This is a genomic window from Flavobacterium reichenbachii (assembly GCF_002217435.1).
GTDB lineage: Bacteria > Bacteroidota > Bacteroidia > Flavobacteriales > Flavobacteriaceae > Flavobacterium > Flavobacterium reichenbachii.
In genome coordinates this window covers 36213-61812 of the sequence record NZ_MUHF01000031.1, presented here as the reverse complement: position 1 = coordinate 61812, position 25600 = coordinate 36213, and the positions used below count along the sequence as shown (strand labels likewise).

The following is a 25600-nucleotide window of genomic DNA, read 5'->3' as shown; positions in this document are numbered from 1 at the left end:
AAAAATTATTGTTTTAAAAGTGTCGAATTAAATAAATTCAAGATTCTGCTGTATTCGTCAATCCATGAGTATGTTTCTTTAAATCCATGCGATTCTACAGGAAACGAAGCCAGAGTCCAGTTCTTTTTCTGCAATTCGATAAAACGTTGTGACAAACGAACAATATCCTTATATTCTACGTTGTCGTCTACCATTCCGTGCAGCATTACCAAGTTTCCTTTTAGATTATCTGCATAATATATCGGAGAACTTTTTTTGTATGCTTCAGGATCTGTCTCAGGAAAATTTAAAATATTCCCTGTATATCCGTGATTGTAATGTGCCCAATCTGTAACCGAACGCAAAGCAGCACCCGAAGCAAATTCTCCTGGAGTTGTCAGCATTCCCATTAAAGTAATAAACCCACCGTAAGAACCTCCATAAATACCAACTCTGTTCGCATCAATTCCAAGATTATCAACCAGATATTTCTTTCCGTCAATATGATCAGATAAATCTTTTCCTCCCATAAAACGATAAATTCCAGTTCTAAAGTCGCGTCCGTAACCGTCACTTCCTCTATAATCAATATCCAAAACAGTATAACCTAAATCAGTTAGTAAGTTATGAAACATATATTCTCTGTAATAATTACTCCAATAATTATGTGCATTTTGCAGATATCCTGCACCATGAACAAAAATTACTGCCGCTTTATTGGCATTTTCAGTTTTTGGCGTATATAATCTTGCGTTTACCGGAGTTCCGTCTTGTGCTTTAAAAGTAATAACCTGAGCTTCTCTCCATTGGTATTTTTTAAAACTTTCTGACTGCGAATACGAAATTTGCTGCAAAGTTGTATTCTTTTTGTTTTCCGCAATATAAAAATCCCAAGGTATATTTTTATAAGAATAACGAACAAGAAGCGATTTTTCATCTGGAGATAAAACTACTTCACTCGCTCCGTCTTTAGTAATAATTGGCTGTAAAATTCCATCTGCAGGATTCAATTTATAAAAAACTCTGTTTCCCGGATGTGTAGTGTTTGTTGTGATGTAAAATGTCTTTTTATCTTTAGACAATACAACATCTCTCACTTCCCAATTACCATTTGTAAGTTGTGTTTTCTTTTTTGTTTTTAGGTTGTAAGTATATAAATGAGAATATCCTGTTGCTTCAGACTGGAAATAAATCGTTTCATTATCTGCTAAAAATTCCAAATTTCCAGAAGAAAAAGGGTAAGACGGTATTCCGGGACCGCCAATCCAGGCTTCGTCATGCTGATGTTCTATTTCTTCAAAAGTTCCTTTGTCGAGATTCAAATTTACCAACCATCTGTCTTTATTATCCTGACTTCTTATCGATACAATTGCCAATGAACCGTCTTCATTATAAACCGGAGTGCTGGCAACTAATAATTTATCTTCTTTTGCTTTATTTTTTAAATTATCATACTGCTCGTAATATTTAGGCACATCCTGAATATGACTTAAAGTCGAAAAATTTACAAAGTAAACAGAATCCTTAACAGCCGAATAAATACCAAAACGTGTTTTTACCAGATTCTTTACAGAAACTTTTTCTTTTGTATCAGGAGTTTGGTTATAACCATCTGAAGTGATAAAAACTTCCATTTTTTCTTTCTTAACTTCAGGAAGTTCTATTAAACTAAAAGTGGCAAAATTTCCGTTTGGATTAATGTTTAATCCTCTAAATTCATCATTTCCATAAAAATAACTTTTTGCAAAATCAGATTTTACCGCTTTGCTTTTAGCTAAATTCCATTGTTTTTTAGCATCTTTATCTTTAATAAACTGAAACAACTCTTTTTGCTGTTCGTTCAAAAAAGTTTCTTTTTCTGGTTTAGGATCTTTTTTTATTCCTTTACTAAAATTGGTAATTTGTAAAACCGTTCCTTCTTTAGTATTGTATTTAAAAATATTATCATTCTGCTCAAAAAACAATATTCCGTTCTGACTTCCTAATTTCAAATCAGAAATTGGTGCAGACTGCTGCAATAATTTCTTAGTTGTTTTGGTCTGAATTGAATACGAATACAAACTTCCTTTATTTATATAATAAACCACATCTGATCCTGGTTTACCTAAAAAATCAAACTGCGAAAAAGCGGCTTCCTGTGGTGTTGCAGGTTCTGGTTTTGCCATTCCTTTCTGCCAGAAATAAGTACTTGCGCCCCACTCATCTTTCGGGTTCCATTCAAAATATACTTTTTTGCCATCTGGAGACCAGCGTCCGTTTGTAGGTTGATTTCCAATAAAAGATTCCCCTTTCATAATTTCTTCTAATTTTAAATTTTGACTGTTTCCAGCTATAGAAAAAACTAAAAAGGCAAGAATAAAAATGTTTTTTGTCATGATTGTAGTATTTGAGATCGTAAAAATACACTTTGAAAGCAATTAAAAAAAAGTTTTGTAAGAACTATTTTTGATGAATGTTAAAAAACAAAAATCCCCGAAAATAAGGTTTTCGAGGATTTTCTAAAAATGTATCTCTTAAATTTAACTTGCAGCAAATTCTTTATCCAGAATTCTCGTTGCAATAAACCTTGCGACACCGTCTTCGGCATTTGTTTTTATGACTTCGAGATTCGGCAGTGTTTCTTTTAATAATGCCGGAGCATTCCCCATAATCAGTCCTTTTCCTGATACAGATAACATTTGCACATCATTGAAACCATCACCAAAGGAAACTGCTTCTGCCAGCGTAAAGCCTGCTTTTTCTAAAACTGTTTCGATCGCAACAGCTTTATCGATAGACTTATCCATAAATTCTAAACAAGTCGGAAGACTGAAAGCATGATGAAGATGTTCTGATGAATTGGCTAAAATATCGTCTTTTAATTTTACTAATTTTTCATGATTATCGCAGGAAAAGAAAATTTTAATAGCGCCAAAATCCTCTAAAGCTTTATAATCTACTAATTCTGGACGGTAATTTAATTTTTCCTGAAAAGCATTAAGTTTTTCACTTATTTTATTGGTCTGCCAAACGTTTTCTTTAAATAAAACCACTGTAATTTCAGGATCTATTTCAACATTTAAAGCTGCTTTTACAATATCACTATCCAAATTAAATGCAAAAAGTTCTTCTTTTTCCGGCGAATGGATTCTCGCTCCGTTTGAACTTACCAAATAAACCGGAATTTCCAGCTTATCTATAATTGCCATAGCATCAAGATGATGACGCCCTGTAGCCACAACAATAAGATAATTTTGATTGTGAAGTTCCTGAAAAATTGATTTGGTATAATCTGATATTCTGTGCTGCGTGTTGAGTAAAGTTCCGTCTAAATCTGTAACGACAACTTTTATATTTTTAAGTTTAGTCATATTTATAATCAAATGTTTATGATGTACAAATTTATGGTTTTAAGCTCAGAAGACCAAAGTTTAGAGCAGTTGTAGATTTTAAAATGAAGAAGTTTATTATTTATTTAACTATTTCATCAAATACTGAATTTTAAATAATTAAATTTTAATAATTCCCGATTTATATAAATTTAGTGCTTTCTGAACAACCATTTCAATTTGTTCTAAAGGTAAATCCTGATCAATATCAAACAACATAATTTTCATTCTGGACCGTGTTTCCTGAAGCAAAAACGGTTCATCAAAATATTTCCCTTCTACAATTCCGATATATGGTTGTTTATTTTTTTTATGAATCCACAAATAGCAGAACATCTTTCCTTTATAACAAAAAAACGGCATTCCGTATTTAAGCACATTTGTAATGTCTTGGTCCTGTTTTAAAATGATTTCTTTTAATGCGAAAAGTATCCCTTTTATAGGTTCTTCTTGGTTTAAATAAAAATCATCTATACTTTTCATTTTCTGATTTTTTGAGTTTTAGCAAAAATAATTTTCAAAGTATCAGGACATTTTGATTCTGGCTTTACTTTACAAATCAATGAATCATTTTTAATATAAAATATTTCTTTTGTAAAAAGACAAAAGCTTTTTCCTTCATCTGGTTCACAATTTGGCATTGTCAATAATGGTAAAGGCGCTTTATCCTTCCTGTCAAAAAAAGTGCAATCTAAAAAAGGAAAAGCTATATAACAAGTATCTATTTTTGTGCTGTTTAATTCAATAGAATCGCCAATCATTCTCCACTTTCCTTTCGAAAATACTCTCCAATCACACCCCGCACCTCTATAATTAAAACTGCTATCAGCATTTATTTTGATACTTGATTTTCCTGGAACTATATATTCCGTATCATACCAAGTTCCAGTAAATTTATTTTTAGGAGTTTCCTTTTTTTGACACGAAATCAAACAGAGAAACAATAAAAAACTAAATGCTTTAAACTTCATTCAATAGTTATTAAAAATTAAAAAAAATATTCGTTTTACTCATTTCTAAAAAGAATATGAATAAAACGAATATCAATAAATGTTAAAACACAATTCACGATTTACATTTAACATTTCACTATAATTAATCGTGGTTTTCTATTTGTTTGTAAGCATCGATTACCTTTTTTACTAATCTGTGACGTACGATATCTTTATCATCAAGATAAATAATTCCGATTCCGTCAACGTCTTTCAAAACCAAAATAGCTTCTTTAAGACCAGAAATAGTTCTTCGAGGCAAATCGACCTGACCAGGATCACCTGTAATCATAAACTTGGCGTTTTTTCCCATACGGGTCAAAAACATTTTCATCTGTGAGTGAGTTGTATTCTGTGCTTCATCCAGAATTACAAAGGCATTGTCAAGCGTTCGCCCGCGCATAAATGCCAAAGGCGCAATCTGAATAATTCCTTTTAAAATGTAATCTTCGAGCTTTTCGTTGGGTAACATATCGCGTAAAGCATCATAAAGCGGCTGCATATAAGGATCCAGTTTTTCTTTCATATCGCCGGGCAAAAAACCAAGATTTTCACCTGCTTCTACCGCCGGCCTTGTCAAAATAATCCTTTTTACTTCTTTCTCTTTAAGTGCTTTAACTGCCATTGCTACACCTGTGTATGTTTTACCGGTTCCGGCAGGACCAACTGCAAATACCATATCATTTTTTTTGATGGTATCTACAAGCAGCTGCTGGTTAGGCGTCATGGCTTTTATTATTTTACCGCCAACACCGTGAACTAATATTTTGTCATGATCATAAGATCTTTTATCATCCTGACCATCACTCATAATTACACGTTCAATTACGTTATCATCGATGTTATTGTATCGGGTAAAGTGGAGCATTAATCTCTGAAATCTTTTTTCGAATTCATCTAACACTTCCTTTTCGCCAAATGCTTTTAAAGTTGTTCCTCTCGCTACTATTTTAAGCTTTGGATAATACTTTTTGATGATTTCAAGATGGCTGTCCTGAGCACCCCAAAACTCTTTTGGAGCGATATCTATTAGCTCGATTATTCTTTCGTTCAAATGAGGTAGTTTTAAATTAAAAATAAATTTGTTTTGTAAATCTATTGTTGTCGGGTATGTTCATATCTTTCAATGCAATTTGTCTTTTCTTTCTTTCAATTTGCATTTAGTATTATTAGATTTGCATTTCTCAAATTTAATGAAAATTAGATTTAAAAACTACCAATAGTTATAAACAAAATTATGTCAATAATTACCCTTACTACTGATTACGGCTTAAAAGACCACTTTGTTGGTTCGTTAAAGGGTAAAATTTTATCAGAGTTTCCAGAGGCTGTAATTATTGATATTTCTCATGATATTGACCCATTTAACACAGCCGAAGCAAGTTATGTTATCGGAGCTTCTTATTTAAGCTTTCCAAAAGGAACCGTTCACTTAATTGGAGTTGATCTTGAACGCAATAAAGAGAATCAGCATATTGCCATGCAGTGGAACGATCATTATTTCATTTGCGCTGATAATGGAATTCTGAGCATGCTCACACAAAAAATTGTACCGCAAAAAATTGTCGCTGTAAATATTCATGATCGCTTTCCGATCGAATCTACAGATTTAGATATTTTTATACAAGTTGCCTGTCATATTGCCAAAGGTGGTTTATTGAATGTTATCGGAAAAGAAATTACGGGCGTAAAAGAAGTTACTGAACTGCAGGCAATAGTTGCCAGCGACGGGAATTCGCTTAAAGGATATGTAATTTATATTGATCATTTTGGGAACGTGGTGACGAATATCTCTAAACAGCAATTTTTAGAAGCTGCAAAAGGCCGTCCGTATGAGATTGTAATGAAACCAAAAAGCATTAAAACAATTCTGCCCAACTACTCCGCCATTGCTACTTCTGATAAGTATCCGATAAAAACTTACGAAGGCGAAAAGCTGGCTATTTTTAATGAAGCCGGATTTCTTGAAATTGCTATTTTTAGAGGAAATCCTTCTAAAGTGGGTTCTGCCAATAGTTTATTGGGACTAAATTACCGCGATGTGATTACGATTAAGTTTTCATAAAACTTTAGATTAATTGGCACGCAGATTTAGCAGATCTAAACAAATTTTTCACCTGCATTGTGTTCCCGTGGTTGAAACCGCAGGTTATGTTTGAGTATTTTGAAGATAAAAAATTAGGTTTTAGATTATTTTATTTTTTTATAAAAACAACAATCAATTTTGGTATTTTTGCGCACCTGTAAGCGATTTTCAATTAAAATCTAATATCAGAAATCTAAAATTGAATATATGTTCGTAAAAATAGTAAAAATGAGTTTTCACGAAGATAAAATTCCGGATTTTCTGGAGATTTTTGAATCTGTGAAAGATAAAATACGAAATGCAGACGGAAATCGTTTTTTAGAATTATATCAGGATAAAAATGACAAATGTATTTTCTTTACTTACAGTTATTGGGAAACCGAAGCAGATTTAGAAAATTACAGAAATTCTGAACTATTTAATACAGTATGGAATTTTACAAAAAAACTATTCAATGCAAAACCAGAAGCGTGGAGCGTGGATAAATTGGTAAGTTTAAATTAGTTTCATGTTTCAAGTTTCACGTTAAGCGGGCAACTTGAAACATGAAACATGAAACAATAAAAACAAAAGAACACGAATGAAATCAATCATTTTAAGAGAAATAAAATCCTTTTTTGGCTCCCCAATCGGCTATTTGGTCATTGCGATTTTCTTAATCAGCAACGGACTCTTTTTATGGGTTTTTCAAGGAGATTACAATATACTGAATACAGGATATGCAGATTTAACTCCATTTTTTACTTTAGCACCCTGGATTTTTATCTTCCTTATTCCGGCCGTAACCATGAGAAGCTTCTCTGACGAAAAAAAACAAGGAACTCTTGAATTGCTTTTAACCAAACCCTTGTCGATTTGGGAAATTGTAAACGGAAAATTTTTAGGATCTTTATTCTTAATCATAATGGCAATTGTTCCAACTTTTATTTATGTAAAAGTAATTTCAAATCTAGGTCTGCCCGAAGGAAATATTGATATGGGAAGCACAATAGGTTCTTATTTCGGATTGTTATTTTTAATTGCTTCATATGCCGCAATCGGAATTTTTACTTCTACCCTTTCAGAAAATCAAATTGTTGCTTTTATTATTTCTGTTTTTCTATGTTTTTTCTTTTATTTTGGTTTTGAAGGTTTAGCATCACTGGCTCCAGGCTCTTCTGCAATTATTTCAGGATTTGGTATGCAGGATCATTATAAAAGTATGAGCAGAGGAGTAATTGACACCCGAGATGTTATTTATTTTTTGAGCATAACCATTTTATTCTTGTCTTTTACCGTTTATAAATTAAAATCTTTTAAGGCCTAATGAAAGCATCAACTCAAAAAAATATTAAAACATTAGGTATTACAATTTTTATTTTAATTGTTTTAAATGTACTCGGAAGTTTGTATTTCCACCGATTTGATTTAACCAAAGACAAACGATATACGTTATCTCAAACTTCTTTAAATATTGTAAAGCAAGTAAAGAATCCATTATCCATCAAAATTTATATGGATGGAAATCTTCCTGCAGATTTTGTGCGTCTGCAGCAGGAAACCAGACAATTATTAGAAGAATTTCAGGCTTACAACAGCAATATCGCTTTCGAATTTGTAAATCCGCTTGAGAATGAAGAGGAAAGTGCAGATTTGACAAAATCACTTTTTCAAAAAGGCCTTACTCCAATAAACATCACGGTTGATGATAAGGGAAAACAATCTCAGGCAATGGTTTTTCCGTGGGCAGTTGCGGTTTACAATAATAAAGAAGTAAATATTCCTTTGCTTAAAAATATTATGGGTTCTTCTACGACGCAAAAAGTAATTGGATCGATTCAGCATTTAGAATATTCTATTGCAGACGCCCTTAATAAAATTACCAAAGCCAAGCAGAAAAAAGTTGCGATTATAAGAGGTAATGGTGAAATGAAAGAAATTCATATTGCCAAAATGCTGATGCAGATTCGCGAAAGCTATTACATCGGACCTTTTACCTTAGATTCTGTTGCAAAAAATCCAAACGGAACTTTAGATGCTCTAAAAAAATACGATCTAGCAATTATCTCAAAACCAACTGAAACTTTTTCTGACGAAGAAAAACAAGTTTTAGACCAGTTTATTATGAATGGAGGTAAAACACTGTGGCTTATCGATCAGGTTGCTGCCGATATGGACAGCCTTTACAATCAGTCTGGTGCTACATTAGCATACCCGAGAGACTTGAATTTAAATGATATGTTTTTTAAATATGGATTCAGAATTAATCCGGATCTGGTAAAAGACGAACAAGGAAGCCCAATAAAGCTGGCAACTGGAGAGCAAGGAAGTGCAACTCAATATCAAGATTTTATATGGAAATTTGCGCCTCAGGTTTATCCTGTAAGCAAGCATCCGATTGTGAAAAATTTAGGCGGTATTCGATTTGATTTTGCCAATCCGATTGATACTTTAAAAAACGGAATCAAAAAAACAATTTTATTACAATCGTCTCAATATTCCAAAAAGATTGGAAGTCCTGCAGAAATCAGTTTAAACATTGTTACAGAGAAAACTTCACCAGAAGATTATCTTAATAAAGGAAACATACCGCTTTCCGTTTTACTAGAAGGTTCCTTTCATTCTGCTTTTGAGAATCGCGTTTTGCCTTTTAAAGAGAATTCGTTTGCAGCAAAAAGCAAACCTACTAAAATGATTGTAATTTCTGATGGAGATCTTGCCAGAAATCAATTAGATAAAAACCTTGAACCGGTAGAATTGGGTTACGATCAGCGCACAGGAAACCTTTATGACAATAAAGATTTTATGATGAACTGTATCAATTATCTGCTGGATGATACCGGACTTATTAACATTAGAAGTAAAGACGTAGAACTGCCTTTATTGGACAAAGAAAAAGTTTATGAAAATTACAGCACAACACAATTCATAACTATCGGACTTCCAATTCTAATTTTATTGGTTTTTGGACTGGCATTTACCTTTATCAGAAAAAGAAAGTACAGCAAATAGATGTTAATAAAAAAAATGTAATACTTTAGATAGTTTACGATATATTTGTAATCAGTATATTTAGTCATTAATAACTAAAGAAACATCAAAAAATAAAATAAAACAGATGAAATTTATAGTATCGAGTTCGTACTTATTAAAACAATTACAAGTTTTAGGTAGTGTTATCAACAGTAACAATACACTGCCTATTTTAGATAACTTTTTATTTGAACTAGACAATAATGAATTGACAGTTTCGTCTTCTGATCTTGAAACGACAATGTCTGCTTCATTATCGATCGATTCTACAAGTAAAGGAAGTGTGGCTGTGCCTGCTAAACTTTTACTTGAAATTTTAAAAACTTTTCCAGAACAGCCTTTAACTTTTACAGTTGAAGACAATAATACAGTAGAAATTAGTTCAAATTCTGGAAAATATGCTTTAGCATATGCAGCCGGAGAAGAATTTCCTAAAGCTGTACATCTAGAGGAGCCATCTGTAACTTTAGTTCCTGCAGAAGTATTGGCAACTGCGGTTAGTAAAACTATTTTTGCTGCCGGAAACGATGATTTACGTCCGGTAATGTCTGGAGTATTTTTCCAGTTCTCTCCAGAAGGTTTAATCTTTGTTGCAACAGACGCACACAAACTGGTAAAATATGCGCGTACAGATGTAAAAGCATCTCAGGTTGCAGATTTTATCATGCCTAAGAAACCTTTGAATATTTTAAAAAGTATTTTAGGATCTTCTGATGCTGAAGTAAAAATTGAATACAACGACTCAAATGCGACTTTCTCATTTGACAACTATATCTTAATGTGTCGTTTGATTGATGGAAAATACCCAAATTACGAAGCGGTTATTCCAAAAGAAAATCCAAATAAATTAATGATTGATCGTTCTTTATTTTTAAGTTCTGTTCGTCGTGTTGCGATTTTCTCAAACAAAACTACGCACCAAATTCGTTTAAAAATTGCAGGAGCAGAATTAAATGTATCTGCTGAAGATATTGACTACTCAAACAAAGCAGAAGAAAGATTGACTTGTGATTATCAAGGAGATGATTTGCAAATTGGTTTCAATTCTCGTTTCTTAACAGAAATGCTTACAAACCTGCAGTCAGATATGATTATGCTTGAAATGTCATTACCAAACAGAGCCGGAATTCTAACTCCTGTTGACGGTCTAGAAGAAGGAGAAACAGTTACTATGCTTGTAATGCCCGTGATGTTAAATAGTTAACATCAAAACTTCTTTTTGTTACAGGGATATTTTTTAGTTTAAATTTAAAGATATATCATTGTAAAAAAAAATATCGCTATTAACCAACCATTTTTTATACCTAAAAACCGCAATTCTTTTATAAGAGTTGCGGTTTTTTAGTTTGGGATTTTTTTTTGTTTCAGGTTTGAGGTTTCAAGTTTCAGGTTTGAAATGCGATTAACTTTTTTAGATTTTACCGCAAAGCACGCAAAAGTTTTTTTTCTCGTGTTTATAACGTTTTATAAAATATAAAGTTCACAAAGCTTTGCGAACTTTGCGTAAACCTTTGTGCCTTTGCGGTAATAAAACACAATACGTACAAACCTGAAACTTGAAACCTGAAACTTTAAACAAATAAAAACCTAAAACAAATTTTCTTTAACTTTGCAGTATGAAAATAGAAATTTGGTCGGACATCATGTGTCCGTTTTGTTATATCGGAAAAAGACAATTGGAATCGGCTTTGGCTCAATTTCCTAACAATGAATTTGAAATTGAGTGGAAAAGTTTTCAACTTGATCCAACCATTACACCGCAATCCGGCAAAGATGTATATACGTTTCTAGCCGAGAGAAAAGGCATGTCTGTAGAACAATCAATAGAAATGCACAAAGGTGTAACTGAACGTGCAAAAAGCGTTGGTTTAGATTATCATTTTGAAAAAGCTGTTATTTCGAATTCGTTGGAAGCGCATAGAATCATTCAATTAGCAAAAACCAAAAAGTTAGGAGATGCAATGGAGGAAATTTTCTTTAAGGCTTATTTTACTGAAGGAAGAGATCTAAATGACGGACCAACATTAATTGAATTGGCGTATAAAGCGGGAATAGATCAAAACGAAGTTTTAGAACTTCTGAAAAATGAAAATCAATTTTTAAAAGAAGTTCAGGATGATATCGCCGAAGCACAAGAAATTGGCGTTCAAGGCGTTCCTTTCTTTGTTTTTGATCGCAAATATGCTGTTTCTGGGGCACAGCCTGTAGAAGCTTTTGTTCAGACTATCAAAGAAGTTCAAAAATAATTTAACAGCTTTTAATCCATATTAATAAACAGGTTTTCGATTAATAAAATGATACAGGTTTTCTATATCCAAAGAATCCATACTTTCTTTAGCTAGATACCGATGATAATCGATTGCTTGTTTGTAAAGCTTTGTGGTGTCAATTTTTGCATTTCTTTCTATTATCCATTTTTTAAAAATAATAGAATCCGTATTTCTTAAAGCAGGGCCTGTAGATTTAGCATCTAATTTATGGCATGCCGCACAAGTTCTATTGAATACTTCTTTTCCCGCCACGGCATCTTGTGGAGTATCTTTAGTACCGCAAAAATATTGCGGTGAATGAGTCGCACACCCTAATTGAACTGGTTGATTACTATTAAATAAAAAACAAAACACAGCCAGTGTAAAAATCAGAAAACCGACTGCATACAAAAATATTGTTCTAATCATATTCAATAAAAAATAAGGATCTTATAATTCAACACAAAACTATTTTGATAATTTTTCATTAAAAAAATCAATGGTACGTTTCCATGCTAATTCTGCTGCAGCTTTATCGTAGCGCGGTGTCGAATCGTTATGAAAACCGTGGTTAACATTAGGATAGATATAAGCTGTATATTCTTTATTGTTCGCTTTTAGGGCTTCTTCATAAGCGGGCCATCCATCTGTGACTTTAGTATCTAATCCTGCATAATGCAATTGCAGCGGTGCCTTAATATTTGGAACTTCCTGCGCCGTTGGCTGCCCTCCATAAAAAGGTACAGCTGCCGCTAAATCCGGTACTCTGACAGCCATCATATTAGAGATCCATCCTCCAAAACAAAACCCTACTACTCCAACTTTTTTGTTGCAGAATTCATGATTTTTGAGATATTCTGCGCCAGCAATAAAATCTTCCAGCATTTCATTTCTATTTCTTGTGCTCTGCATTTCGCGTCCTTTATCATCGTTTCCTGGATAGCCGCCTAGCGGACTTAACGCATCTGGAGCAAGACTTATAAATCCTGCCAATGCTGCTCTTCTTGCTACATCTTCAATGTAAGGATTTAATCCTCTGTTTTCGTGTACAACAACTACACCTCCCACCCTCTTTTTATGATCTTTAGGAATACACAATAATGCTTTGATTGTACCGCCGCCTTTTGGAGAATTATAATTTATATAGGTTTCTGTAATTCTGGGATCATTAGGCTTTATTTGCAAATTTTCTACATAATCTGGTGAGAGAAAACTCAACAATGCCGGCACGGTAAGTGCACCTACAGCATAAAGAGATAATTTTTGTACAAAATCACGACGAGAAAGTCTGTTGTGAGCATAATCATCATACAGATCAAATACTTCCTGCTTAATTTCTTCTTTTTTTGGTAAGTCCATATTATCAGATTTAAGATCTGTTAAATGTAAAAAAAATGCTTCAATATACTTCTTCTATTTTTATCAAATCTCTATTATAAAATTTTTTAAAGGAGAAAACCTGCTTATAATTAAGTAAAGAAGTTCTCTCCATACAGCTTAAAAAAAGGAATTAAGAGTGCTGTTTTGAATAAGAAAAATAGTTCATATTCCTTAAAACTGAATATTTTTTAATTAATTCATTTAAATAAAGCAGTCCGGTACGAATAGCGGATAATTTTATAATAATCTATATTTAATTTTGCGCGAAATCTAAGAGAATACAATTTTAATAAGCAAATTTAAATTCATAACTATGTCTGATTTTTTAAAACAATTTGGAGAAGATCTTAAAACAAACGTACCAGGTTTTATTGCAGTTTCGGTTGCAGAAATAAAAAGTGGAATGTCTTTTTACTCACACTCTGTACTTTCAGATTTTGATCCGGAATTGGCATCTGCTTTTAACCTTGAGGTGGTAAAAGCAAAAATGAACGCGATCAAAGCATTAAATTTACACAATCAGGAAATTGATAATGTCATGATTACTTTAACATCTCAAATTCATATTATTGATGTTTCTGATAATGGAGAATATTTCATTTACCTGGCGGTAGATTCTACAAAGGCTAATTTAGGAATGACAAAGTCTATCTTAAACAAGTATAAAAAAGAAATAGCGCAAAAACTTTAAAATCAAGTTTTTACCATAATTACAAAAGGAATATTCGATTGAATATTCCTTTTTTGTTTTTAGAAGTATGTATTTCTTAAGCAGATTAAATTATATTTAAAGTATAATTTTCAAATTGTAAGAATGGAGTTACGAGCGTTTTTCGAAAAATATCCTGATGAATCTACCTGCATCGAGGAATTCAAAAACAAACGTCTTGAAAATGGTCTGGTTTGTAAAAAATGCAATCATAACGAACACTCTTTTAGAAGTATTGATTTGAAATTTCAATGCAAAAAATGCGGCAGCCGTCTGAGTTTGCGCTCCGGTACTGTAATGGAAAACTCTAATCTCCCAATTAGGCATTGGATGATTTGTATTGAACTGATCACCCTTTCAAAAAGAAAAATATCAATTCTAAAAATTCAATATTTATTAGGCCACAAACGCTATGAGCCAATCTGGCTGATGGTGCAAAAAATTCGTTTGGTGATGCGCCAGCGAGACGAGAAATATCATTTGAGAGCTTATTCTGAATTTGACAGCGAGTTTCTTGAAAAAATTGACAATTTCATTATTCAAAGAAAAAAGACTTTAAAGGAAAATGCCAAAAAATGATTTATATTAAAATCATGTAAAAGCAAATGTAACTCCATCCAGAATTTTAATCTTAACTTTAGATTTCTTCTAAAAGAAATTCTTAATGAAAATACTCTGGAAATATCTACAGCCACATCGTAATCTTATTTTTCTCGCATTATTACTGGCAGGAATCGCACAGCTTTTAACTTTAATTGATCCGATAATCTTCGGAAAAATTATTGATCAATACGCGACAAATAAAAATAATCTCGAAGAAAAAGAATTACTGTCAGAAATAATATATTGGCTGTGTATAGCACTCGGAATCGGAATATTGGCCAGATTAAGTAAAGCTGCCCAGGATTATATTACCAGAAAAGCTGTTGCAGGTTTTGGAATGTCAATTTTTAATGATGGTTTAAAACAAACTTTAAGGCTTTCATATCAGGAATTTGAAGAAAGCAGAAGCGGTACAACGCTTTCTGTACTTCAAAAGGTAAAAACAGATTCTGAGCGTTTTATAAATTCCTTTATCAATGTAATGTACTCTTCTCTTATTGGAGTTGGTTTTCTGATCTGGTACAGCATCAATAAAAACTGGTTACTTGTTCCTGTATTTTTTGTTGGAGTATTATTGCTAGGTTCTCTGACCGGTTTGGTTTCTAAGAGAATTAAAGGCATTCAGAAATCTATAAATAAGCAAACGGATAAACAGGCAGGCGTAATTACAGAAAGCCTGCGAAATATTGAACTGGTAAAAAGTCTTGGCCTTACTTTTTCTGAGATTAAACGAATGAACCAGCAGACTTTAAAAATATACAATCTCGAAATGATAAAGGCTAAAAAAGTAAGTGTACTGTCTTTTTTACAGGGCAATATGCTTAATCTTCTTAAACAGTCTATTTTGTTTATTTTATTATGGCTCATTTTTAGAAAAGTACTTACTACTGGCGAGCTCATTGCAATGCAGTTTATATCGACTGCTATTTTTACGCCGCTTCAGGATTTAGGAAACATGATTATACTTTACAGAGAGGCAGACGCTTCTTTAAAAACGTTTGACAGATTAATGAACAGACCGATAGAGAAACGTCCAGAAAATTCTATAGAGGTTGAAAAACTAGAAAATCTCGAATTTAGAAACGTAATATTCAAACACAAAACTGCCACTTACAATGCCATTGATGATATTTCGTTCAAAATAAGTTTAGGAAAAACAATTGCATTTGTCGGGCCTTCCGGCTCAGGAAAATCGACATTAGTAAAATTGCTTGTAGGTCTTTATGTTCCTGTAGATGGAGGTATTTATTTTAATCAAATTAATTCAGATCAAATACGATACAATCCGTTACGAAGACAAATTGGTTTTGTAACTCAGGACACCCAGTTATACGCTGGATCGATAAAAGAGAATTTACTTTTTGTAAATCCCGCAGCTACAGATGACGAGATTAATGAAGCTTTGAATAAGGCTTCGGCGACAGCACTCATCGCGAAAGCTTCGCATGGATTAAATACGGTTTTAGGCGAAAGCGGCATGAAACTTTCGGGTGGAGAAAAACAGCGTCTTTCTATCGCCAGGGCATTACTTCGAAAACCACAGCTTCTTATTTTTGATGAAGCTACGTCTGCACTTGATTCTATAACAGAAGAACAAATTACTGCCACTATTAGAGAAATCTCTTTGAGCAGAAAACGAATGACTATTTTAATAGCGCACCGCCTTTCTACAATTATGCATGCTGATACTATTTATGTTTTAGAAAAAGGAAAAATTTCTGAAACGGGCTCTCATCAGGAATTACTGGATCAAAAAGGACTTTACTATTCTATGTGGCGCCAGCAGGTTGGCGAGAGAAGATAAAGCAGATATTAATAAAGTGTAATACTTGACAATCATCTATTAAAAACCAGTTACTTTAATTATAACTTTAAATAATAATTTCAGGCAAAATATCATTATTATTTGTAAATTAGAAATAGAAATCAATTAAGAATTATGAAAATAGCAACCTACAATGTAAATGGAGTAAACGGCAGATTAAATGTTTTGCTAAAGTGGCTTGAAGAAACTGCTCCAGACATTGTATGTCTTCAGGAATTAAAAGCGCCTCAGGATAAATTCCCGATAAAAGCTATTAATGAGGCTGGTTATAATGCTATCTGGCACGGACAAAAACAATGGAATGGAGTTGCTATATTATCTAAAAATATTGAAATTGAGGAAATAACTAAAACACTGCCCGGCGACGAAGAGGATCTTCAGAGTCGTTATATAGAAGCTCTTATAAATGGTGTTGTTATTGCCTGTCTTTATCTGCCAAATGGGAATCCGGCTCCGGGTCCTAAGTTAGAATATAAATTAAACTGGTTTAAAAGACTTCATAATCGTGCCGAAACTCTTTTAAGTTTAAATACTCCGGTAATTTTAGTAGGCGATTATAATGTAATGCCGACAGAACTTGATGTATATAAGCCGGAACGCTGGATAAACGATGCGCTTTTTAGACCAGAAGTCCGCCAAGCTTTTAAGGAGCTTGTATCTCTGGGCTGGACAGATGCTATTCGGAATTTATATCCAAATGAGAAAATTTATACTTTTTGGGATTATTTCAGAAATGCCTACGAGCGTGATGCTGGGTTAAGAATTGATCATTTCTTGCTAAGTCCTCAAATAGCTAAAAAATTAAAATCCGGAGGTGTAGATCGCCATGTGCGCGGCTGGGAAAAAACCAGTGATCATGCTCCGGTTTGGATAGAAATTGATTTGAAAGTAAAATAATCTAAATTATACCAATTTCTTCTATTCATCTACTAGTTGTAACTGCGATTCCATAAATTTTCCGGTAACAATAGTTCCTTCTTCATCTTCCCATTGCGTGATGACATTTTCTATTAAATCAGGCTCAAATCCGATTACTGTCATGACCTGATTCCCGAATTCCTGTTGTACGTTTTGACCTTTTGCGAACATCTTTTTATAGTTTTAGTTTGATTATAAAATTAGAGCATCAATTATCATCTTTCTTATATCATTTCCGTCCGTTATTATATGTTTATTAGAATCTTATGGTTTATCATTTAGAGTATTAAATGAAAATTGTATAAACCTGCACTTCTATTATATAAGACATTTGTTTAAGGAATTTATTTACTTTATAATTCACTCCATTAATAATTATCCGATGAGCGATATTGCCAGACGTTTTCCCGAAAATCCCTTGTTAATGCCTAAAGATTTAACAGCAAGTACACCAGAACTACAGATTATTAGTCTGCTTAATCCGGGAGTATTTGTATTTGAAAACAAAACCTGGCTTTTGGTCAGAGTGGCAGAATCAATTACTCAGGAGGAAGGTGTAATTTTCTTTCCGGTAATTAATTCTTCCGGAAAAGTGGAAATAATAAAAATACCTTTAAACGATCCGGATCTTATTGCAAATGATGCACGTGTTGTAAATTATAAAGGTTTGGATTATCTCACTACCCTTTCTCATTTAAGAATTTTATGCAGTGATGACGGAATTCAATTTTATGAACCAGAAGATTATAAGCCATTAATTGGTATAGGAATACTGGAACAATTTGGAATTGAAGACTGCCGTGTAAGCAAAATAGAAGATACTTATTACTTGACTTATACCGCTGTTTCAGAAAACGGTGTAGGGGTCGGAATGCGTACTACAAAAGATTGGAAAAACTTTGAGACAAAGGGTATGATTCTTCCGCCTCATAATAAAGACTGCGCCATTTTTGAGGAACTTATTAACGGAAAATATTATGCATTACATCGTCCGTCAAGTCCGCAGATTGGCGGGAATTTTATCTGGCTTGCAGAATCAAACGACGGAATTCATTGGGGAAATCATCAATGCATTTTAAAAACACGACACGGAATGTGGGACGGAGCAAGAGTTGGCGCGGGCGCTGCACCCATAAAAACAGAAAAAGGATGGCTCGAAATCTATCATGGTGCCAATGCCGAACATCAATATTGTCTTGGAGCTTTTCTTATGGATTTAAACGATCCTTCTAAAGTTATTGCCCGTTCTGTAGAACCTATTATGCTCCCACAAGAAAATTACGAACTAAGCGGTTTTTTTGGCTATGTAGTTTTTACAAATGGTCATGTGGTTGATGGAGACAAACTAACAATCTATTATGGTGCGGCAGATGAGTTTGTTTGCGGCGCAGTGTTTTCTATAAAAGAAATCCTTTCTACTCTAGATATTTAGAGATTTTAATTAAACTATTACTTTATCATTAAACCTTAAAACAACTGACAAATGGACACGATAAATAACACACAAATCGAAAATTTACACCTTGAATTTTATGCGTCTTATTGGAATATAACGGCGGAACAATTTAAATGTATTATCATAAAAATTGGAAGTGATGACTTTCTTGAAATCCATCATTATGTAGAGTCAAAACTTACCCGAAATAATAATATAAAGCGCGCTTAATCTTTAAACTATAAGATTCTGAATTTTATCTCGGCAGGTAAATAAAGAAAGTAGTTCCTTCTCCTGGTTTACTAATAAAATTGAGGACGCCATTGTGATTTTCGATCACTCTTTTGCAGAGCGCCAAACCAATTCCGTTGCCTCCGTATTGATCTCTTTCGTGCAGACGCTGGAACATATCAAAAATACGGCCTGAATAATGGCTGTCCATACCAATTCCGTTATCGGCAATTATGATACAGTGATAATTGCCCACAGGAGCAAATGTATCTGCTGTTATCTGGCTTGTTGTGTCAATAGGTAATGCTTCAATTGTAACTGTAGGCTGTCCTGAATTAAATTTGAGTGCATTATTTATCAAATTAAAAAATAACTGACGCAGTTGTGTATTGAGTCCCAAAACTTCTGGCAGCTTACTAAGATTGATTATCGCATTTTTCTCTTCAACAACTAAACTTAAATCGTTTAAAGTTTCATGTACAATTTCGTTTAGATCAACTTTAGACAATACTTGTGCATTGTTATCTATTCTCGAGTAATTAAGCACATCTGTGATCAGGTCCGACATTCTGCCTGCAGCATTTGTAATTTTATCAAAATAAAAATTATTTTTTTGCTCTTCTGTTAAACCTTCTCCCGCACGAGACAGCATTATTCTAATTTTTCTAAGCGGTTCCTGAAGATCATGACTTGCGATATAAGCAAATTGCTGCAATTCTTTATTTTTGAAAATAAGCTTTGAATTGGCACTTTCTAACTCCCGTTGAATTATTTTTAATTCTGAGTTATTTTTGAGAGTTTCTTCTACCGTTTTTTGAGCATGAATGTCTACAAAATAAACCAGCCAGCTGTTAAAAGTTCCGTCTTCTGTCTTATTCGGTATAATAGAAACCAAATGCCATATATACGAAGAGTCTTTTTTGACTCTGGTCTCTCCGGCATAATGCGATTTGTTCTTTTTAGTTTTACTCCAATTTTCTAATAATAGATCAACATCATCAGGATGTATAAACTTTTTTATTTCCTTTTTATCAAATACATTCAATGGAGCTTTTACATGATCGCGCAGTGAATCATTAGTCAACAACACCTGATTGCGTTCGTTGACAATACAAATCAAAACCGGAATAGTATTAGATAACTGCCTGTATCGGTTTTCACTTTCTCCTAATTTTTCTGAAAGTGCAATAAGTTCGATATTTTTCTTTCTTATTTCGTCATAAGGAGACAAAGGCGGTTCATATTTGAAATAATCTGCTAACGTTTTAATTTTAGCATCAGAAAGAAGACCAGGAGAAAGAACCTTCTGACTTAACTGCGTAATAGAATAATTATCTGCAAAACTGTATTCAATATTTTCCGAAATTTTGGACGCATATTTAAAAGCCTCGGGATTGCACTTTTTTAAATCAATAGAATCATTTATGACTGCTAATATTTCTTTATGAGTCGATTTTATAACATTAATTCCTAATGTCAATATAGAATCTTTACCATTGGCGATAGAGCATCGTGCTATTTCAGATACTGCAGTCGAAAATCTGGTCTGCGCAGAAGAAGGCATGCCGCACATTTCTGCAATTTTCATAGAGCGCTTGTGAGCCAATATGAGATCCATTTCGTTATCAAGATTTATCTTTACAATCTCTTTCATAGATCTCAGTTTATTTTTCCTACCAAGATTGTTGCATCATCCGTACCTCTTAAGTTGTCTTTGTACAGTGATGCTGCAATTACTCCTGGGCTTTGTTTAATAATGGACATCATATCGTTAAGATTCCATCTCGTTCTTAATCCGTCACTGTGCATGATAATGATTTGGTGTTTTAAGTAAGGAACAATAGTACTGCTGATTGTTCGCGGAACATTAAGACCGATAATTCCGTTATAAGGTGTATATGTTTTATTCTCTAAACCTCTGTAAATACGAGTATTAATATTACCAATACCGCAGATATTCCAGGTTTGTGCTTTATAATCCACAACGGCTACAGTAGCCACAAGTCCTCTGGTTTTTTTTACGCCTTCATGCATTTCTTTAAGTATAGTACCTGCATCTGAGGATGTAGATCGTTCAAAGACTTTTATTGCCATTTGTACTGCATCATGTGCATTAACTCCATGTCCAAGACCATCGCCTACAAAAATCTTAAAACCATCTTCAGAATACTTAATATGATATGCATCACCGCAGACATTTTCGCCTGGATAATTCACGCTCAATACAGCATGATTAAAAACAGGTGCTGCAGGTACAATACCTGCATCTGCTTTTTCGCCAATTTTAATATATTGAACTGTACCCCAATTTTTTATAGAATACATTTGAAAATCATTACTCAGTCTTTTAATCGCTCCCAAACCTTCTCCGAGCGTATTAGAAGTCGAGTATCCATCTCTCATTATCTTTACAACATTATCAATCCCTACTCCATTATCAATACAAAATATTTCTATTTCCTTATGTTTCTCATCTTTACAGCATCGGTATAAAAATTCTCCTCCACCTGCATATTTTATAAGATTTGAAGTCAATTCTGCGACAATAATATCAGTTTCTGCCGCGCGATGTGTAGTAAAACCGGATTGAATCGCCAGATTATGTATTTCTCTTTTTATAAAAGCAATTAAACTGCGGTCTTCAATTTTGTAACTGGAAAATGTACTATCCATTTTTCCATTTTATTATAGTAACAGTTGTTCCTACTCCCATTTCTGTTTTTATATCAAATTCATTAACGAGTCTTTTTGTCCCGGGAAGCCCCAGACCTAAGCTCTTTCCTGTACTATAACCATCCTTCATTGCCAATTCAATATTAACAATACCCGGACCGTTGTCAATAAAAGTTAAACGAACACCTTTATCACGGCCGTTAGTAACTTCTTCGACAATAACTCTTCCTCCTCCTCCGTATTTTAGAAGATTACGGACAAGTTCACTTGCTGCGGTAATAAGTTTGGTTTGATTTAAGATACTCATACCTACTTTTACACCATAATCACGAACGCGATTACGCATAGGTACCACGTCCTGCTCTTTTATGATAGCAATTTCTTCTTTATTCGTCGTCGTTATCATCTATCTGTCCTTCGTTATCGCCATTATACATTTTTGCGCGAAGCAGATCCATGCCTTTTTCAACATTTAGTGCACTAATAACGCCATTTAGTGACAATCCTAATTCAACAAGTGTAATAGCAACAGCTGGCTGCATTCCTACAACCACTGTCTGAGCGTCCATTATTTTTGCCATCACTGCTATATTACCCAGAATTCGCCCCATGAACGAATCTATGATTGAAACAGCAGAAATGTCAATTAACACTCCTCTTGAGTTGTGTTTATTTATTGTATTAATTAAATCAGATTCAAGATTTTCTGCTAATTGATCATACAAATCAACTTGTATGGTTACCAACAGGAAATCTCCCATCTTAAGTATAGGAATTCTTTCCATATCATTCAAAATCTAAATAGATTATTTTCTTTTCACAACACTAAGCTGCAACATCTCAAATGCTGTCTGAAGAGCACTTGCCAATGTAGCTTTAGTAATAATTCCTGTAAGGTCAATTCCTAAGTGTACAACAGTTTGAGCAATCTCAGGTCTAATACCGCTAATAATACATTCTGCACCCATCAAACGTGTTGCGCTTACTGTTTTTATTAAATGCTGTGCTACAAGCGAATCTACAGCAGGTACACCAGAAATATCTAAAATAGCAATTGAGCTTTCTGTATCCACAATTTGCTGTAAAAGATTTTCCATTACAATCTGAGTTCTTGAACTGTCTAAAGTACCGATAATCGGCAGGGCAACAACACCATCCCAAACACGGATAACAGGAGTCGAAATTTCACTGATTTCATCTGTTTGTCTTGAAATTACATCTTCGCGTCCTCTAACATAAGACTCAAAATTCATAATAATCAAATTATCCAGTACAGCGTTTAATTCAAGATTTGCAGCAAATAAAACTGCAGGATCTTTTGCAATTTCAGAAAGAATCTGTGAAGCAGCGTCTCTGAAAGAAATCATATATTGTGCAGTTTCTCTAGGAGAAAAACCTCTTTTTGCTCTGGAAATTGAAATTCCCGATAGTAAATCATAAAGCTTTTCAAAAGCATGAGAATTCAAGTTATCGCTATTACCTCCCTGATTTAAAGCTTCTAAAAAAAGAGCGGTAAATTCTTTGGACTCTTCCTCTTCCGTTGCTCCATCTGTTGCTCCTCTTTCTAAAAGAAGCTGCATCCAGATTGAATTTAATTTGCTCTCGTGATCATTTAAGCCTGTTAAGACGTTATTTTGCATTTTTTGTGATATTTGGTGTTCTATACAAATATAACAATAAATAGATGCTCTATATCAAAATAGTACAAAAATTCTTAAATAACCTAGTTTATTGATAGACAGCATTAAAATTGTTTAAATTCAAAATTAGGGATGGTTATGCGCATTTACTATTTTAAATTAAAAACGCCTAAACGCCTTAATCTTATTAAAAGAATAAATCTTCTACGTACTATTTGCGCTTATTAATTTTCCTTTTAAAAAAACAAAAGTTATTTTGTTACATTTTATAACATAGAACAGCCCTTATATTGTTATAATATGAGCTAAATTTGAAGTATGAAATATAGAAGAATTATTCAACACCTATTTCAATCATTATCAATAGCTTACCTCTATTAATAATTAGGTCTCAAAATTCTTATTTAAATTAAACTACAAAAACAAAATATCAAAATGGTAAATGAAAGAGTAATGGAAAAGCTGGGTATTTTGTCTGATGCAGCAAAATATGACGTATCGTGTTCATCAGGTCAAAGTAATAGGAAAAACAAAGATAAGGGACTGGGAAATGCCAGCAATAATGGTATTTGTCATTCTTATACTGAAGACGGGCGTTGTGTGGCACTCTTAAAAATTCTGCTCACAAACCATTGTATTTTTGATTGTGCTTATTGTGTTTCCAGAAAAAGTAATGATATAAAACGTGCCGCTTTTACTGTTGATGAAGTTGTAGAGCTTACCATTGGTTTCTACAGAAGAAATTACATAGAAGGATTGTTTTTGAGTTCGGGCATTTTTGACAATCCGGATTACACTATGGAACGTTTGGTGCGAATTGCAAAAAAATTACGATTAGAACATAATTTCAACGGATACATTCATCTCAAAGCAATACCCGGTGCGAGTGACGATTTATTGAGAGAAGCCGGAATCTATGCAGATCGTTTAAGCTTAAATGTCGAAATGCCGACAGAACAAAGTCTTAAACTGCTGGCTCCCGACAAAAATCACAAAGACGTGATTAAACCAATGGGATATCTTAAAACTGAAATTGCCGGACATAAAGAAGAGAGAAAGAAAAATTATAAAGCTCCCTTATTTGCACCGGCAGGACAAAGCACACAGATGGTAATTGGCGCTACAAAAGAAAGTGATCTTGAAATTTTAGGAATGGCAGATTATTTTTATCAGCAGATGAATATGCGCCGTGTTTATTATTCAGGTTATGTTCCTATAAGTAATAATGACAACCGTCTTCCTGCTATTGGCACGCCCGTTCCTATTATTCGTGAAAACAGGTTGTATCAAGCCGATTGGCTCATACGTTATTATGGGTTTAATGTAAATGAAATTGTGGGCTTTAACCAGCCCAATCTCGATCTGGATATTGATCCGAAACTTGGCTGGGCACTGCGAAATCTACATCAATTTCCTGTTGATATTAATACAGCAGATATAGAACTGATCAAACGTATTCCCGGAATTGGTTTTTTGAGTGCTCAGAAAATTGTAGGTGCCAGAAAATTTAAAAAACTTGATCCGCAGGATTTGCAAAAAATGGGTATTGCGTATACGAGAGCCAAATATTTTTTGGCGTTTTCGTCACCCTTTTTATTGACAAAAGATTATACGGCGATTCAGATTAAGGATCACATAATGGACACTCAAAAAAGTAAATACAGAAACGATTTTTCATCTCAACTTTCTCTCTTCTAATATGACACAAGTTATTTATGACGCAACTTATGAAGGATGGCTTACCGCAGTTTTTGATATCTATGAGTTGAAGCTGACCGATGTTGTTTTTGCTAAAAAAGAGCCCTCATCTGCACTGCTTTTTTCGACTGATTATTTTGTCGTTACCGATTTATCAAAGGCCGAGCGGGTTTTATCAGGCTTGCAAAAGCGTCTTTCTAATGATGGTTTAGCAAGGATTTACAGTACATTTTTGTCCGAAGTTAGTCAGGCTGAAGAAATTATGTTTGGATTTGTAAAATACGTTTTTTCGAGTACCCAGAATATAGAAGAAGACTTTGGCAGTCATGAGGTTTGGGAAGTGAGAAAAGCCGCGAAAATGACAAGAAGAGAAAGTCATCGCATGAAAGCTTTTGTTCGTTTTAAACTTACAAAAGATGGATTATACTATGCTGTAATTGAACCCGACTGCGATGTGCTGCCACTCATAGAAAATCATTTTAAAAACCGATACGCCGATCAGCGCTGGCTCATTTACGATGTTAAACGCAAATACGGAATTTATTATGATCTCGAAAATGTAACAACGGTTGAACTTCAATTTAATGCTGACACAAATTCTTCTAAATTTCTTGCTGAAATCTGTGATCAAAAAGAAGAGTTTTTTCAAAATCTCTGGGTTCAGTATTTCAATAATGTAAACATTGAATCGAGAAAAAACATGAAATTACATTTACAGCATATGCCAAAACGTTATTGGAAAAATCTCACGGAGAAAACTGCAAATCTTAAAAGAATTTTAAATAATCATTAAATAATTTTT

26 protein-coding genes and 1 pseudogene are annotated in these 25600 nt (G+C 33.5%); 14 read left to right on the top strand and 13 right to left on the bottom strand.

All coding sequences use genetic code 11. The features are described 5' to 3' along the window. Nucleotides 1-5 precede the first annotated feature (5 nt). From B0A68_RS22030 to B0A68_RS22010, 5 genes are all read right to left on the bottom strand, one after another. Nucleotides 6-2354, bottom strand: coding sequence for a S9 family peptidase (locus tag B0A68_RS22030; protein WP_035690072.1), 2349 nt, complete (start codon nt 2352-2354; stop codon nt 6-8). Between the two features lie 144 nt (nt 2355-2498). Further along, nucleotides 2499-3329 (bottom strand): Cof-type HAD-IIB family hydrolase, encoded by an 831-nt coding sequence (locus tag B0A68_RS22025; protein WP_035690071.1) that lies wholly within the window; start codon nt 3327-3329, stop codon nt 2499-2501. A gap of 138 nt (nt 3330-3467) precedes the next feature. Continuing rightward, nucleotides 3468-3830, bottom strand: a complete 363-nt coding sequence (locus tag B0A68_RS22020) for a DUF1801 domain-containing protein (protein WP_035690069.1) — start codon at nt 3828-3830, stop codon at nt 3468-3470. Next, nucleotides 3827-4318, bottom strand: coding sequence for a hypothetical protein (locus B0A68_RS22015; protein ID WP_035690067.1), 492 nt, complete (start codon nt 4316-4318; stop codon nt 3827-3829). The genes B0A68_RS22020 and B0A68_RS22015 overlap by 4 nt, the downstream gene beginning before the upstream one ends. Nucleotides 4319-4442: 124 nt before the next feature. After that, nucleotides 4443-5393 carry a PhoH family protein gene (locus B0A68_RS22010; protein ID WP_035690066.1) on the bottom strand — a complete coding sequence of 317 codons (951 nt, stop codon included), beginning with the start codon at nt 5391-5393 and terminating at the stop codon, nt 4443-4445. 183 nt (nt 5394-5576) lie between these two features. Here B0A68_RS22010 and B0A68_RS22005 point away from each other — a divergent pair, with 183 nt between their 5' ends. The 6 genes from B0A68_RS22005 (at nt 5577) to B0A68_RS21980 (ending at nt 11683) form a co-directional block, all read left to right on the top strand. Next, nucleotides 5577-6404 carry an SAM hydrolase/SAM-dependent halogenase family protein gene (locus tag B0A68_RS22005; protein WP_035690065.1) on the top strand — a complete coding sequence of 276 codons (828 nt, stop codon included), beginning with the start codon at nt 5577-5579 and terminating at the stop codon, nt 6402-6404. Nucleotides 6405-6632: 228 nt separating this feature from the next. Next, on the top strand, nt 6633-6929 hold the full coding sequence (locus B0A68_RS22000; RefSeq protein WP_035690064.1) for a putative quinol monooxygenase: 297 nt from the start codon (nt 6633-6635) through the stop codon (nt 6927-6929). Nucleotides 6930-7005: 76 nt separating this feature from the next. Next, entirely contained in the window at nt 7006-7731 is a 726-nt protein-coding gene (gene gldF, locus B0A68_RS21995) for a gliding motility-associated ABC transporter permease subunit GldF (RefSeq protein WP_035690062.1), read from the top strand. Continuing rightward, nucleotides 7731-9416 carry a gliding motility-associated ABC transporter substrate-binding protein GldG gene (gene gldG / locus B0A68_RS21990; protein WP_035690059.1) on the top strand — a complete coding sequence of 562 codons (1686 nt, stop codon included), beginning with the start codon at nt 7731-7733 and terminating at the stop codon, nt 9414-9416. Before gldF ends, gldG begins: the two co-directional genes overlap by 1 nt. Nucleotides 9417-9522: 106 nt before the next feature. After that, complete coding sequence (dnaN, locus tag B0A68_RS21985) at nt 9523-10641, top strand: DNA polymerase III subunit beta (RefSeq protein ID WP_035690056.1); 1119 nt, start codon at nt 9523-9525, stop codon at nt 10639-10641. A gap of 412 nt (nt 10642-11053) precedes the next feature. Next, complete coding sequence (locus tag B0A68_RS21980; protein WP_035690054.1) at nt 11054-11683, top strand: DsbA family oxidoreductase; 630 nt, start codon at nt 11054-11056, stop codon at nt 11681-11683. Nucleotides 11684-11704: 21 nt separating this feature from the next. On the opposite strand, the gene B0A68_RS24870 is transcribed toward B0A68_RS21980, so the two are convergent. Both B0A68_RS24870 and B0A68_RS21970 read right to left on the bottom strand, forming a co-directional pair. Continuing rightward, on the bottom strand, nt 11705-12115 hold the full coding sequence (locus B0A68_RS24870) for a c-type cytochrome (protein ID WP_035690051.1): 411 nt from the start codon (nt 12113-12115) through the stop codon (nt 11705-11707). 39 nt (nt 12116-12154) lie between these two features. Further along, nucleotides 12155-13045, bottom strand: a complete 891-nt coding sequence (locus B0A68_RS21970; RefSeq protein ID WP_035690048.1) for a dienelactone hydrolase family protein — start codon at nt 13043-13045, stop codon at nt 12155-12157. Between the two features lie 334 nt (nt 13046-13379). On the opposite strand from B0A68_RS21970, the gene B0A68_RS21965 reads away from it, so the two are divergent. The 4 genes and pseudogenes from B0A68_RS21965 (at nt 13380) to xth (ending at nt 17100) form a co-directional block, all read left to right on the top strand. After that, on the top strand, nt 13380-13757 hold the full coding sequence (locus tag B0A68_RS21965) for a hypothetical protein (RefSeq protein WP_035690047.1): 378 nt from the start codon (nt 13380-13382) through the stop codon (nt 13755-13757). A gap of 123 nt (nt 13758-13880) precedes the next feature. Beyond that, nucleotides 13881-14351, top strand: a pseudogene (locus B0A68_RS21960) (transposase); the annotation flags it as partial. A gap of 88 nt (nt 14352-14439) precedes the next feature. Continuing rightward, nucleotides 14440-16182: an ABC transporter ATP-binding protein gene (locus B0A68_RS21955; RefSeq protein WP_035690044.1), complete on the top strand. Its 1743-nt coding sequence runs from the start codon at nt 14440-14442 to the stop codon at nt 16180-16182. 135 nt (nt 16183-16317) lie between these two features. Further along, nucleotides 16318-17100: an exodeoxyribonuclease III gene (gene xth / locus B0A68_RS21950; RefSeq protein ID WP_035690042.1), complete on the top strand. Its 783-nt coding sequence runs from the start codon at nt 16318-16320 to the stop codon at nt 17098-17100. Between the two features lie 21 nt (nt 17101-17121). Here the strand turns inward: xth and B0A68_RS24565 are convergent, their stop codons facing one another. Beyond that, on the bottom strand, nt 17122-17292 hold the full coding sequence (locus tag B0A68_RS24565) for a hypothetical protein (protein WP_165571371.1): 171 nt from the start codon (nt 17290-17292) through the stop codon (nt 17122-17124). 211 nt (nt 17293-17503) lie between these two features. Here B0A68_RS24565 and B0A68_RS21945 point away from each other — a divergent pair, with 211 nt between their 5' ends. Next, on the top strand, nt 17504-18553 hold the full coding sequence (locus tag B0A68_RS21945) for a glycoside hydrolase family 130 protein (protein ID WP_035690039.1): 1050 nt from the start codon (nt 17504-17506) through the stop codon (nt 18551-18553). A gap of 51 nt (nt 18554-18604) precedes the next feature. Next, a complete protein-coding gene (locus B0A68_RS21940) occupies nt 18605-18787 on the top strand; it encodes a hypothetical protein (protein ID WP_089069782.1) in 183 nt (60 codons plus the stop codon). Nucleotides 18788-18812: 25 nt separating this feature from the next. Here B0A68_RS21940 and B0A68_RS21935 read toward each other — a convergent pair whose 3' ends face one another. The 5 genes from B0A68_RS21935 to B0A68_RS21915 are packed head-to-tail and all read right to left on the bottom strand — an operon-like array spanning nt 18813 to nt 23100. Further along, a complete protein-coding gene (locus B0A68_RS21935) occupies nt 18813-20441 on the bottom strand; it encodes a PAS domain-containing sensor histidine kinase (protein ID WP_035690038.1) in 1629 nt (542 codons plus the stop codon). A 5-nt stretch (nt 20442-20446) separates the two neighbouring features. Beyond that, complete coding sequence (locus tag B0A68_RS21930) at nt 20447-21460, bottom strand: SpoIIE family protein phosphatase (protein WP_035690037.1); 1014 nt, start codon at nt 21458-21460, stop codon at nt 20447-20449. Continuing rightward, complete coding sequence (locus tag B0A68_RS21925) at nt 21453-21866, bottom strand: anti-sigma regulatory factor (protein WP_035690036.1); 414 nt, start codon at nt 21864-21866, stop codon at nt 21453-21455. The genes B0A68_RS21930 and B0A68_RS21925 overlap by 8 nt, the downstream gene beginning before the upstream one ends. Next, entirely contained in the window at nt 21847-22245 is a 399-nt protein-coding gene (locus B0A68_RS21920; protein ID WP_035690035.1) for an STAS domain-containing protein, read from the bottom strand. Before B0A68_RS21920 ends, B0A68_RS21925 begins: the two co-directional genes overlap by 20 nt. A 21-nt stretch (nt 22246-22266) precedes the next feature. Beyond that, on the bottom strand, nt 22267-23100 hold the full coding sequence (locus B0A68_RS21915; RefSeq protein WP_035690033.1) for an STAS domain-containing protein: 834 nt from the start codon (nt 23098-23100) through the stop codon (nt 22267-22269). Nucleotides 23101-23535: 435 nt separating this feature from the next. Here B0A68_RS21915 and B0A68_RS21910 point away from each other — a divergent pair, with 435 nt between their 5' ends. Both B0A68_RS21910 and B0A68_RS21905 read left to right on the top strand, forming a co-directional pair. Then, nucleotides 23536-24798: a putative DNA modification/repair radical SAM protein gene (locus tag B0A68_RS21910; protein ID WP_035690031.1), complete on the top strand. Its 1263-nt coding sequence runs from the start codon at nt 23536-23538 to the stop codon at nt 24796-24798. 1 nt (nt 24799) lies between these two features. After that, a complete protein-coding gene (locus B0A68_RS21905) occupies nt 24800-25591 on the top strand; it encodes a TIGR03915 family putative DNA repair protein (protein ID WP_035690030.1) in 792 nt (263 codons plus the stop codon). Nucleotides 25592-25600: the final 9 nt, after the last annotated feature.

What these genes read in the sequence shown, in the direction of transcription:
- B0A68_RS22030 (WP_035690072.1), bottom strand. Translation starts at nt 2,354, where the DNA reads ATGACAAAAAACATTTTTATTCTTGCCTTTTTAGTTTTTTCTATAGCT.
- B0A68_RS22025 (WP_035690071.1), bottom strand. Translation starts at nt 3,329, where the DNA reads ATGACTAAACTTAAAAATATAAAAGTTGTCGTTACAGATTTAGACGGA.
- B0A68_RS22020 (WP_035690069.1), bottom strand. Translation starts at nt 3,830, where the DNA reads ATGAAAAGTATAGATGATTTTTATTTAAACCAAGAAGAACCTATAAAA.
- B0A68_RS22015 (WP_035690067.1), bottom strand. Translation starts at nt 4,318, where the DNA reads ATGAAGTTTAAAGCATTTAGTTTTTTATTGTTTCTCTGTTTGATTTCG.
- B0A68_RS22005 (WP_035690065.1), top strand. Translation starts at nt 5,577, where the DNA reads ATGTCAATAATTACCCTTACTACTGATTACGGCTTAAAAGACCACTTT.
- B0A68_RS22000 (WP_035690064.1), top strand. Translation starts at nt 6,633, where the DNA reads ATGTTCGTAAAAATAGTAAAAATGAGTTTTCACGAAGATAAAATTCCG.
- gldF (WP_035690062.1), top strand. Translation starts at nt 7,006, where the DNA reads ATGAAATCAATCATTTTAAGAGAAATAAAATCCTTTTTTGGCTCCCCA.
- gldG (WP_035690059.1), top strand. Translation starts at nt 7,731, where the DNA reads ATGAAAGCATCAACTCAAAAAAATATTAAAACATTAGGTATTACAATT.
- dnaN (WP_035690056.1), top strand. Translation starts at nt 9,523, where the DNA reads ATGAAATTTATAGTATCGAGTTCGTACTTATTAAAACAATTACAAGTT.
- B0A68_RS21980 (WP_035690054.1), top strand. Translation starts at nt 11,054, where the DNA reads ATGAAAATAGAAATTTGGTCGGACATCATGTGTCCGTTTTGTTATATC.
- B0A68_RS24870 (WP_035690051.1), bottom strand. Translation starts at nt 12,115, where the DNA reads ATGATTAGAACAATATTTTTGTATGCAGTCGGTTTTCTGATTTTTACA.
- B0A68_RS21970 (WP_035690048.1), bottom strand. Translation starts at nt 13,045, where the DNA reads ATGGACTTACCAAAAAAAGAAGAAATTAAGCAGGAAGTATTTGATCTG.
- B0A68_RS21965 (WP_035690047.1), top strand. Translation starts at nt 13,380, where the DNA reads ATGTCTGATTTTTTAAAACAATTTGGAGAAGATCTTAAAACAAACGTA.
- B0A68_RS21955 (WP_035690044.1), top strand. Translation starts at nt 14,440, where the DNA reads ATGAAAATACTCTGGAAATATCTACAGCCACATCGTAATCTTATTTTT.
- xth (WP_035690042.1), top strand. Translation starts at nt 16,318, where the DNA reads ATGAAAATAGCAACCTACAATGTAAATGGAGTAAACGGCAGATTAAAT.
- B0A68_RS24565 (WP_165571371.1), bottom strand. Translation starts at nt 17,292, where the DNA reads ATGTTCGCAAAAGGTCAAAACGTACAACAGGAATTCGGGAATCAGGTC.
- B0A68_RS21945 (WP_035690039.1), top strand. Translation starts at nt 17,504, where the DNA reads ATGAGCGATATTGCCAGACGTTTTCCCGAAAATCCCTTGTTAATGCCT.
- B0A68_RS21940 (WP_089069782.1), top strand. Translation starts at nt 18,605, where the DNA reads ATGGACACGATAAATAACACACAAATCGAAAATTTACACCTTGAATTT.
- B0A68_RS21935 (WP_035690038.1), bottom strand. Translation starts at nt 20,441, where the DNA reads ATGAAAGAGATTGTAAAGATAAATCTTGATAACGAAATGGATCTCATA.
- B0A68_RS21930 (WP_035690037.1), bottom strand. Translation starts at nt 21,460, where the DNA reads ATGGATAGTACATTTTCCAGTTACAAAATTGAAGACCGCAGTTTAATT.
- B0A68_RS21925 (WP_035690036.1), bottom strand. Translation starts at nt 21,866, where the DNA reads ATGATAACGACGACGAATAAAGAAGAAATTGCTATCATAAAAGAGCAG.
- B0A68_RS21920 (WP_035690035.1), bottom strand. Translation starts at nt 22,245, where the DNA reads ATGGAAAGAATTCCTATACTTAAGATGGGAGATTTCCTGTTGGTAACC.
- B0A68_RS21915 (WP_035690033.1), bottom strand. Translation starts at nt 23,100, where the DNA reads ATGCAAAATAACGTCTTAACAGGCTTAAATGATCACGAGAGCAAATTA.
- B0A68_RS21910 (WP_035690031.1), top strand. Translation starts at nt 23,536, where the DNA reads ATGGTAAATGAAAGAGTAATGGAAAAGCTGGGTATTTTGTCTGATGCA.
- B0A68_RS21905 (WP_035690030.1), top strand. Translation starts at nt 24,800, where the DNA reads ATGACACAAGTTATTTATGACGCAACTTATGAAGGATGGCTTACCGCA.